This is a genomic window from uncultured Anaerovibrio sp., assembly GCF_947302755.1.
Lineage (GTDB): Bacteria > Bacillota > Negativicutes > Selenomonadales > Selenomonadaceae > Anaerovibrio.
The window spans coordinates 1-8779 of the sequence record NZ_CAMYWM010000110.1; the positions used below are offsets into that span (position 1 = coordinate 1).

Annotated in this window: 19 protein-coding genes; all 19 read left to right on the plus strand. The window is 46.8% G+C overall.

Annotated elements, in window-relative coordinates; translation table 11 throughout:
• Positions 1-396 precede the first annotated feature (396 nt).
• The 19 genes from Q0Y54_RS09895 (at position 397) to Q0Y54_RS09985 (ending at position 8666) form a co-directional block, all read left to right on the plus strand.
• Positions 397-720 (plus strand): hypothetical protein, encoded by a 324-nt coding sequence (locus Q0Y54_RS09895; RefSeq protein ID WP_297967080.1) that lies wholly within the window; start codon positions 397-399, stop codon positions 718-720.
• The gene (locus tag Q0Y54_RS09900) at positions 717-854 is read left to right on the plus strand and encodes a hypothetical protein (RefSeq protein ID WP_297967082.1); all 138 of its coding nucleotides are present in this window, start codon (positions 717-719) and stop codon (positions 852-854) included. Before Q0Y54_RS09895 ends, Q0Y54_RS09900 begins: the two co-directional genes overlap by 4 nt.
• A 13-nt stretch (positions 855-867) precedes the next feature.
• Positions 868-1041, plus strand: coding sequence for a hypothetical protein (locus Q0Y54_RS09905; protein WP_297967084.1), 174 nt, complete (start codon positions 868-870; stop codon positions 1039-1041).
• Positions 1042-1587 (plus strand): DUF5651 domain-containing protein, encoded by a 546-nt coding sequence (locus tag Q0Y54_RS09910; protein ID WP_297967086.1) that lies wholly within the window; start codon positions 1042-1044, stop codon positions 1585-1587.
• Entirely contained in the window at positions 1577-1744 is a 168-nt protein-coding gene (locus Q0Y54_RS09915) for a hypothetical protein (RefSeq protein WP_297967089.1), read from the plus strand. The genes Q0Y54_RS09910 and Q0Y54_RS09915 overlap by 11 nt, the downstream gene beginning before the upstream one ends.
• 9 nt (positions 1745-1753) lie before the next feature.
• Positions 1754-2026 (plus strand): hypothetical protein, encoded by a 273-nt coding sequence (locus Q0Y54_RS09920; protein ID WP_297967091.1) that lies wholly within the window; start codon positions 1754-1756, stop codon positions 2024-2026.
• A gap of 90 nt (positions 2027-2116) precedes the next feature.
• Positions 2117-2392: a hypothetical protein gene (locus Q0Y54_RS09925; RefSeq protein ID WP_297967094.1), complete on the plus strand. Its 276-nt coding sequence runs from the start codon at positions 2117-2119 to the stop codon at positions 2390-2392.
• An 11-nt stretch (positions 2393-2403) separates the two neighbouring features.
• The gene (locus tag Q0Y54_RS09930) at positions 2404-4338 is read left to right on the plus strand and encodes an AAA family ATPase (protein ID WP_297967096.1); all 1935 of its coding nucleotides are present in this window, start codon (positions 2404-2406) and stop codon (positions 4336-4338) included.
• A 4-nt stretch (positions 4339-4342) separates the two neighbouring features.
• The gene (locus tag Q0Y54_RS09935; RefSeq protein ID WP_297967102.1) at positions 4343-5245 is read left to right on the plus strand and encodes a recombinase RecT; all 903 of its coding nucleotides are present in this window, start codon (positions 4343-4345) and stop codon (positions 5243-5245) included.
• On the plus strand, positions 5245-5931 hold the full coding sequence (locus Q0Y54_RS09940; RefSeq protein ID WP_297967107.1) for an MBL fold metallo-hydrolase: 687 nt from the start codon (positions 5245-5247) through the stop codon (positions 5929-5931). Before Q0Y54_RS09935 ends, Q0Y54_RS09940 begins: the two co-directional genes overlap by 1 nt.
• A 16-nt stretch (positions 5932-5947) precedes the next feature.
• Positions 5948-6226, plus strand: a complete 279-nt coding sequence (locus Q0Y54_RS09945; RefSeq protein ID WP_297967110.1) for a helix-turn-helix domain-containing protein — start codon at positions 5948-5950, stop codon at positions 6224-6226.
• Positions 6227-6547: 321 nt separating this feature from the next.
• Positions 6548-6775, plus strand: coding sequence for a hypothetical protein (locus tag Q0Y54_RS09950; RefSeq protein WP_297967115.1), 228 nt, complete (start codon positions 6548-6550; stop codon positions 6773-6775).
• Positions 6776-6796: 21 nt separating this feature from the next.
• Positions 6797-7147 (plus strand): hypothetical protein, encoded by a 351-nt coding sequence (locus Q0Y54_RS09955; protein ID WP_297967118.1) that lies wholly within the window; start codon positions 6797-6799, stop codon positions 7145-7147.
• 2 nt (positions 7148-7149) lie between these two features.
• Positions 7150-7317 (plus strand): hypothetical protein, encoded by a 168-nt coding sequence (locus tag Q0Y54_RS09960; RefSeq protein WP_297967120.1) that lies wholly within the window; start codon positions 7150-7152, stop codon positions 7315-7317.
• Positions 7318-7319: 2 nt separating this feature from the next.
• Entirely contained in the window at positions 7320-7508 is a 189-nt protein-coding gene (locus tag Q0Y54_RS09965; protein WP_297967123.1) for a hypothetical protein, read from the plus strand.
• Between the two features lie 2 nt (positions 7509-7510).
• Positions 7511-7657 carry a hypothetical protein gene (locus tag Q0Y54_RS09970; protein WP_297967128.1) on the plus strand — a complete coding sequence of 49 codons (147 nt, stop codon included), beginning with the start codon at positions 7511-7513 and terminating at the stop codon, positions 7655-7657.
• A gap of 2 nt (positions 7658-7659) precedes the next feature.
• Positions 7660-7839 carry a hypothetical protein gene (locus Q0Y54_RS09975; RefSeq protein WP_297967134.1) on the plus strand — a complete coding sequence of 60 codons (180 nt, stop codon included), beginning with the start codon at positions 7660-7662 and terminating at the stop codon, positions 7837-7839.
• Complete coding sequence (locus tag Q0Y54_RS09980; protein WP_297967139.1) at positions 7839-8165, plus strand: hypothetical protein; 327 nt, start codon at positions 7839-7841, stop codon at positions 8163-8165. Before Q0Y54_RS09975 ends, Q0Y54_RS09980 begins: the two co-directional genes overlap by 1 nt.
• Before the next feature lie 9 nt (positions 8166-8174).
• A complete protein-coding gene (locus Q0Y54_RS09985) occupies positions 8175-8666 on the plus strand; it encodes a hypothetical protein (RefSeq protein WP_297967144.1) in 492 nt (163 codons plus the stop codon).
• Positions 8667-8779: the final 113 nt, after the last annotated feature.

Here is an 8779-nt window from a genome sequence, read left to right on the forward strand (position 1 = left end):
TCACAAGTTTTTTTACAGCTACATAAATAGCATTTGCGATAGCGTCAACCTGAGCTGGTGTAAATGCAGGCTGGCCGTTATCTGTAGCTTTTTTCAATTCACCTTTTATTGAATTGAGGATGTCGGGCAAATTCATATTAATCACCTCCTTTGGAGGGATTATATCACGAAAGGAGCGGGGACATGGATTTCGCAAGATGTATTGATTGTAAATTTTTCGGGGAACATGGGGCCTACTGCTCTTTGATGGGTAGGGAGGAAACGTGTGTGTCTGAGGCATGTATTTTCTTTCAGTGGAAGACGCCAAATAGGCTAAGGCAGATGGCTCCTATTTATTTTTTCCCACACTATGAGGCCCACAGAATGGAAATGAAACTTAGAGGGATGATGTAACAGGTGGTGAGAAAGATGGAGCTGGAAAAGGCACTGGAAGCGGTGCAGGAAATTGACCGCATAACAAAAGAAAATCCCGCTATCCTGCTCCTGATTAAGGAGATAAAGGAAAGCGGGAGTAACGTATTACCTATCATCACTGACCAGTTTGTGAGTCAGAAGGTGGCTGCAAAGATACTGGGTACTTCTATTGGTACATTATGCCGGCTGGTAAAGGATAACAAGATAGGCGTTTGGATATTGCCTGGGCAGACCGAGAGAAAATATCGGCTGAGTGATTTGTACAAGTTTATGGATAGTTGTTGTGAGGAGGCGAAAGTAGTATGACGACACGCGAACGCGTAGAGCTGAAGCGTAAGGCTATGATGTGGGACGCCACCGTAAGGTGGGTACTGGTCCCGGTATTGTTCCTGCTGGTGATGGTGCTGGCCGGTTGGCTGGACGCACCGCCAACCAGGTGAGGGAGGGAAAATAATGTTTGATTTTGATTTAAAAGCCTTTGTTTGGCTGTGCATTGGTGCCGGTGGTGTGCTGGTTGCAATCATGGTTATGGCACTGTGTAAAGTATCAGGGCGGCAGTCAAGGATTGAAGAAGCTATGGAGGATTATGACCGCATGATGAAACAGAAATGGAGCAGGTACAAATAAATGAATAAATATTTGAACCGGGCCGAAAAGGTCCATGTTGTCAGAATGTACACAATGTGTATGTGTGCGGAAGATATTATAAATTACTACCAGGGGAAGGCGGATAAGTCGTTTATGCGATACCTGAAGCTGGGCATTACCTACATGAAGAAAGCCATGGCAAGGCGTGGCGATTTCATGAGTGAGGAAGCAAAAAAGAATTGGCTTGACCAATGTCAGAAGCTGGAGCCGTTCTTTGTACCGAGCATAAACAGCGTGAGAGAATATCAGGAACGCATGAAATTCAATGAAACCCTAATTATAAGCCAGGATGATTTGCTGGATTTGTGGTCAGGGATTATTCCCCGGACTTGTGGCCGCTGTAATGGGCACCACAAGGACAAGTGTAATCTGTGCAAATTCCTTACCAAGTACAATATGCCAGTGATGAATGAGAACCCAGAGGGCGATGACTGCCCGTACAGTTATGTGGCAGCCGGTATGAGCCCGGATTTTTACAAGGATGAGATAACACCGTGGGAGGGTGAGAAAAAGGATGTTTTATAATTTCGACAATATTGAGATAAAGAGGCCAAAGCGTATACATAAGAGGGTCCTTCCGCTGTTAAGCAATGAGGCATGGACCCTGCTGGGGGCCGGCATGGTGGGAGGTATCATCGGGGCCGCCATTTTTACCGGGGTAATTTTCCCTTTTCTTAAGTAGGAGGTAAATATGGGAAAACAGGATTTTATCAGCAAGTTCTTCTTTTTTGTGGAAAATTCAAAAGGTATGCTGCCGCTGGCCAAGGCTGTGTATATGCAGCTCTGTTATGAATGGCTGAGCACCGGAGACGAGTGGATGAATATTGGCATTAATGACCTGAAGGAAGCAGTGGGAGGTACGCAATTTGAGCTTTTTGCTGCGCTGACTATTCTGGAACGTGTACGGTTTATTCGTACTAAAAAGGCTGCTAATAAAAATTTTATCGAGATACAAATCCAATAAAAAACCGCTCCCTGGACTGGCACCCAGGAAACGGCGGGAAAAATTAGCTGCCTCAATTTTATCAATTTTCAAAGGAGAGTGTCAACAGAAATGAGCGAACGAGAGGACGCAAAAGCCAAATTTATGCGCTTTATGGAAAAGGGCGCGGGTATCATTCCCTTTGTGCAGGCATTTTATATGCGCCTACTATGGCATTATATGCGCACCAGCAATGAATGGATACCAATTAATCTCAGGGAAATGCATGTGGCCCTGGGTAATTACGACAAGCATGAGCTCAAAAGAGCAAACACCATCCTGATCCAGATGGGGTTCATCAGGATGAAGAACATCGACAAAGAAAACATAGAGTACAAGCTGTTATAAGGAGGATATATATGCAGATTAAGAAGCTCCATCTGGAGAATTTCAGAGGTATCAAGGAGCTGGACCTTGACCTCATGGAAACCGTAACCATATACGGCCCAAACGGCTCAGGTAAGACCACAGTAGCCAACGCCATCAGCTGGCTGGTTACTGACCAGCCTATTACGGGGGAGAAGGATTTTACCCCCAAGACAGAGGGCAGCCACAACTTAAACCACATTGCAGAAATGACGCTGACCAGCCAGGACGGCGACATAGTGCTCAAAAAGGACTTCCATGAGATATGGAAAAAGAAGCGCGGCAGCAAGAGCCCTGAATTTGCAGGCCATAAAACAGAGTATTTTGTCAATGGTGTACCACATAAAAAGAAGGACTATGAGACGGTAGTGGAGACTTTCTGCAATACCAGGCTGGAGAACATACCGATGATGATCCGCATCGGGTATTTTGCAGAGGAACTGAAAATGGAGGCCCGCCGAAAAGTGCTTTTTGAGGTATTGGGTGACATCAGCGACGAGGATGTAATCAAGCAGGCAGGGCTGGAAAAGCTCAACGACATTCTGCTGGTTCCGGGTGCCGACGATGGCAAGAAGTACAGCCCGGAGGAATTCATGGCCATAGCCAAAAACCGCCGACGGGAAATCAACAAGAAGCTGGATGAGATACCGGCACGTATTGACGAACTGACCAAGACCATGCCGGAGGAAGAAGAAACACCGGAGAAGGCTAAGAAGCGCTCCGGTGAGATAGTAGAGCTGGAGGGAATGAAGCAGGCCATACTTTCGACACCAGCTGACAATAAGACTGCCGCTCTGAGGGCCGCAGTTGCCGGATACAGGGCCGAAATTGAAAAGGGTAGGGAAATATACCTAAAAGAGGCTAACGACGAAAATAGAGGCATTCTCGAAAGAATACGAGATGTTCAATCCAAGATATCAGAGGCAGAAAAGACAAAAAGTGATGCCCTTTGTAACCTGAATACCATAAGCGTGGCCATTACTACAATGGAGCAGAAACGGGAAGCTCTTCTAAAGGATTTTGAAGCTTTGAAGGCTCAGAAATGGGACCCAGCCCAGGAGATGTGTCCTACCTGCGGTCAGAGCCTGCCAGCTGACATGGTAAACGACCTCCGGCATAAATTCCTTGATAAGCTGGGCAAGGAAAAGGAGCGCATCAATGAGGCCGGGAAGGAATGCTCCAAGGAGCGCATCGCCAATATTATGCAGGAAAAGGCCAAATGGGAGGCGGCTATCAGGGAAAATGATGCGGCACTTGCCCAGCTCCGAGCAACCTATGAGAGCGAAAACGCCCAGCTTAAAACGCCTCTTCCATACGAGGAAACCGACAAGTACAAGGAAGCTGCTGCTAAGATTGCTGAGCTGGAAGCACAGTTGACGGATGAGACGGCAGCACCCAAGGAGAACCCTGAGCTTAAAGAAATAAATGAAAAGCTCAATGAGCTCCTGAGGCAGGAAGCAACTGCCAATGCAGCCAAGGCCACCAAAAAGCGCATTGATGACCTTGAAACCGAAAAACAGGAGCTTGGGGCCGAACTTGATAAGACCGACGCCGGTATCGCCATGGTGGAGAATTTCTACAGGCAGAAGGTAGCACTTGTCACTAACAAGATAGACTCTGAATTCGAGTCAATCAAATTTCTGCTCTTTAAGGAGCAGATTAACGGCGGCCTCAAAGAGGTATGTGAGCCGATGATACCGGACAAGGACGGAAATCTGGTGGAATATAAGTCAGCCAACACTGCCGCCCAGGTGAACGCAGGGCTGGAGATAATCAAGGTACTCAGCGCCCACTACGGCGTATATCTGCCGGTTATCCTTGACCGGGCCGAAAGCGTAACAACACCGATAGAAATGCCACGGCACCAAATCATCAAACTTAAGGTGGACGGCCTGGCAGATAAACTGACAATCACTAAGGAGGGCTAATTTTATGACACAGGAAAGAGCATTGACACCACAGCAGCAGAAGGAAATGGTACGAAAAGGGAATGTAGCAACGGTAGAGAGCTGGATCAGCAGCTCTGCCATCAAGGCCAAGTTTAATGAGGTGCTGAATAAGGGAGCCGGGGCCTTTGTAACAAGTCTCCTGAGCCTGGTAAAGCAGACACCGGCCCTGGCAGAATGTGACCCAAAAACCACAATAAGCGCGGCCATGACCGCCGCCACCCTGAAACTGCCAATAAACCCCAACCTGGGTTTTGCCTACATTATCCCTTACAAGAACAAGACCGGAGCAGAGGCCACCTTCCAGATTGGCTACAAGGGCATCATCCAGCTGGCTATGAGAACCGGCCAGTATAAGACGATAAATGCCAGCGTGGTACATGAGGGTGAGATTGCGAGCGTTGATTTTATCACGGGCGAGATTGTCAGGGGCAAGAGAACCAGCGACACGGTTATTGGATATATCTCATATTTCAAGCTGGTAAACGGCTTCGAGAAAATGCTGTACATGTCCAGGGAGGAAGTGGAGGCGCACGCCGCCAAATATTCCCAGTCTTACGGTGCCGACAAGAGATACGGCAACAGCCGGAGCCTGTGGACGACCAATTTCGATGTAATGGCCTTGAAGACCGTACTGAAACAGCTCATCAGTAAGTACGGAATAATGAGTATTGATATGCAGGGTGGTGACGCTATGGCCAAGGCCATTAACAGCGACCAGGCAGTAATCAGAGAGGACGGAACACCGGACTACATCGACAATGAGCCAGCACCTGATGCACCGCCTCAGGATTTTGATACAGCTGTAGCACAACAGCAGGAAGCACCTGCACCAGAGACCAGTGAAGCCCCTGCACTGGAATTTGATGCAGGAGAGCCAAACTTCTAATGCTTGACATTAAGGTGCTGGCTTCCGGCAGTAAAGGCAATGCCTATCTGGTAGGGGACGGCAAAAGCCGCCTCCTGCTGGATGCCGGAATATCCATGCAAAGGATAGCAGAGGGCTGTGACTGGAAGGTGAGCGAATTGGCAGGGGCCCTAATTACGCACGCCCACGACGACCACAGTCACGCAGTAGACGACTTAACCAGACGGGGAATAAAAGTATACGTACCACTTGATATGGCCGCCAAGCATGATGGCACAAAGCCCTATGTTTCATTGGTAAATATTACCCTGGGGACATTCGACGTCGTGCCTTTTAAAGTAGATCATGACGTATTGTGCTACGGATTTAGAATTAAGAGCGTAGCCACCGGTGACCAACTGATTTACATAACCGACGCTGCCGGAATGCCCTACAGGTTCGAGGATATAAACTACTGGCTGGTAGAAGCCAACTACAGCGTAGATATTCTTGATAAGCGCGTAGAGGAAGGCATGGACCGGACAAGGGCCAACAGGGTGGTAAAGACCCACATGGCCGTGGAGGATTTGGAAGCCTATTTTGAGGAGCTGGACACATCAATGGCAAATGCTATATGGCTGTGTCACCTCAGTGATGACAACAGCGACGCTGAGGACTTCAGGGAACGTATTCGCAGGGTGACCGGGGCTCCGGTATATGTAGCATGATATGGAGGGCCGAAATATGGCCAAAAAAGAATTTACAGGCCTCTGGGTCCCCATAGATATCCTACAGAATGAGGAGCTGACCTCCACAGAAAAGCTGGTGCTGGCGGTGATATACGGGCTGTCAAAGGATGGCCGCTGCACTGCCAGCAATCAGTATATCGCTGAGATAACAGGCTCTGGACCTAAGAATGTGGAGAAGATTATTCCCAAGCTGGAAAAGATGGAGTATTTTTCCACAAAACATTTCAAAGATGAAAAGAATATTCACCGCAGAATTATATACCCGCCCTACTAGGATAGGGTGGGAAACCCTACTGTAGTAGGGTGGGGTACCCTACTAGGGTAGGGTGGGTCCGCCCTACTGGAGTAGGGTAAATAATATATTAATAATATATATATAGAATAGTAGAATAATAGGACCTGTGGATATGTGGATAAATCCTGTGGATAAATCGCCGTCAGCTCAACAGTATCAACGCTTTTAAGGATTTTTTACCCGTTAATATTCTGTGGATAACTTTTAAATTTCTGTGGATAACTCAACAAGCGGGAGGCTTTAAACCCGCATAAAATAAGGGTTTATCCTGTGGATAACTTTGAAAGGAGTAAATAGGGGATGAAAACAATGCAGCCAGAATTGGATTTATACAATTCAGATCACATTAAGGATCCAACGGCCTATGAGGCTTTCAGTCACAAAAAAGAACGGGAGCACCTTACCTATGACCAGCAGATGCTTAATGAGGCCATAGCCAAGGTAAAGGACATTTTTACAGGTTACGGCTTCACATTAGCTGCCAGGATAAAGCTCAGGAGCCGGAGGACCGGGAGAATTTATGAATAGAAATTGTATTGAGGTGGAAAAATGAAGATTTTAGTAATACCAAAAGAGCTGCCGGAAATGGGCACACCTAAATCCTTAGGTGATGGCTTCCGGGCCTTGGATGAGGAATGGCAGGAAGTAAAGCAGGCCGCCGCGCAGTATGTAACCAATCCCACACCCAAAAACCGGGAGCAACTGATGGAGGAGTACGGCGACCTTATAACCGTAACCCTTAATAGTATGCTGGACCTGGAGAAGCAGGACCCGCCCATTAAAGACATGGTATGGGCCGAGCTCCAGAAGGTAGCACTTAAGAATTACTGCCGGGGATATCATCACGACCTTATACGAATTATTGGAGACAGAGTGGTTCATGAGAGGCAGGAGGGCTGATAATGGGTAATTTTTGTGGAAATTGCAGACAATATTTAGATGGTAAATGCTGGAAGAAAAACATTAAAGTAAGCGAAGATACCATGACTACTTGCCAGTTATATATTCCGACTTATGAGCAAATGGTGAATGATATACGAAAGGGCGAAAATGAAAGAGCGGAGGGCTGACAATGAATGACATAAAAGCAAAAGAAGCAATGGAAACTATTAGCCAATACTGCGTAGAGCATTATCCAACCTGCAAAGGTTGTATATTTAACAAGATTGATAAAGGCGAGGAAGCTTGTATGTTTGACGAAAGTTGTCCGCCTGGAGAATGGGTAAGAGATATGAACAGATGGCAAACGAAGGAGGGCTGACAATGAGTGATTATAAGCAATTAGATAACGGTACGTGGGTTATGGTTGAACCAGAACCATTTGTTTATCCAAGATGGATCATATCTATTCCAATTAAGTGGGTAAGGTATCTGCTAAAAAAGTGGTATTGGAAATATGGGGAGGGCTGACAATGGAGAAAAGTGAAATTTACAAGGCAATAATCAAAATTAAGAGACACTGTGAAGACCAGATATGTTGTGAAGCGTGCGAATTTTATGATGAACTTGATGGAGAAGAATGCCTGTTGACAGGTTTCCCATGTGTGTGGGAAACGGATGATATAAATTATGACGTTATGGAGGGGGAATAATGAAAAGTAATTATGAGATACAGAAAATAAAGGGCCTCCAGCTTGGAGTTCTGGAGGAATGGGGAGGTATTGGAGCATTGGAAAGAAAAGACCTTCCAGCTTGCAGCGTTGTGTTTTGCAGGAACGAATCCGGCAAGTACGACCATGTAAGCATTGCACCAGTAGACGGGCACACACCCACATGGGACGAGATGTGCACGCTAAAGGATTTATTCTTCAACGAGGATGAGGAATGCGTGCAGATCCACCCAAAAGCAGGCGAGTATGTAGACATCAAAAAGAACTGCCTGCATCTTTGGCACCGGGTAGATGGAACGATTTACTAGGGGGAGAACATGAATAGTTTTACATTCACCATAGAAGGCCAGCCAGCCACCAAGAAGAACCATGGCATTATAGCCAGAGGCCATGCAGCCGTACTTCCAAGCACAAACTATAAGAAGTATGCTGAGAGTTTCCGGCAGCAGATGTTATACAAGATTACACCATCGCGATACCAACATTTTGAGACGGGAGTCCAGGTTACAGCTCATTATTACCTCCAAAATCGGGCCCATTACCCGGACCTGGTAGGACTTATGCAGGCCACAGCCGACATAATCAGCGATGAGTATGTGACGATCAACCATAAAAGGGTATTGGCCCAAAGGTGGATCCTGTCCGACGACAGAATTATAAAATCATGGGACGGTACTAAGATAGCAGGCATCGACAAGGCAAGACCACGGGTGGAAATCACAATAACTAAGCTGGATACTGATGTGGCCACCGAAATGGATCCGCAGATTATCAGGGTACTGGAGGGGAAGGACAATGGAAGAGGCTGAACAGATTGAACAGGATATAGTAAAGGGCATGGAGAACGACAGGAAAATCGCCGAGGGTTATATTCTTAACTACGATAATGAGCGCAAGGCCTATGAAGTCAGGAAGCAGGAGT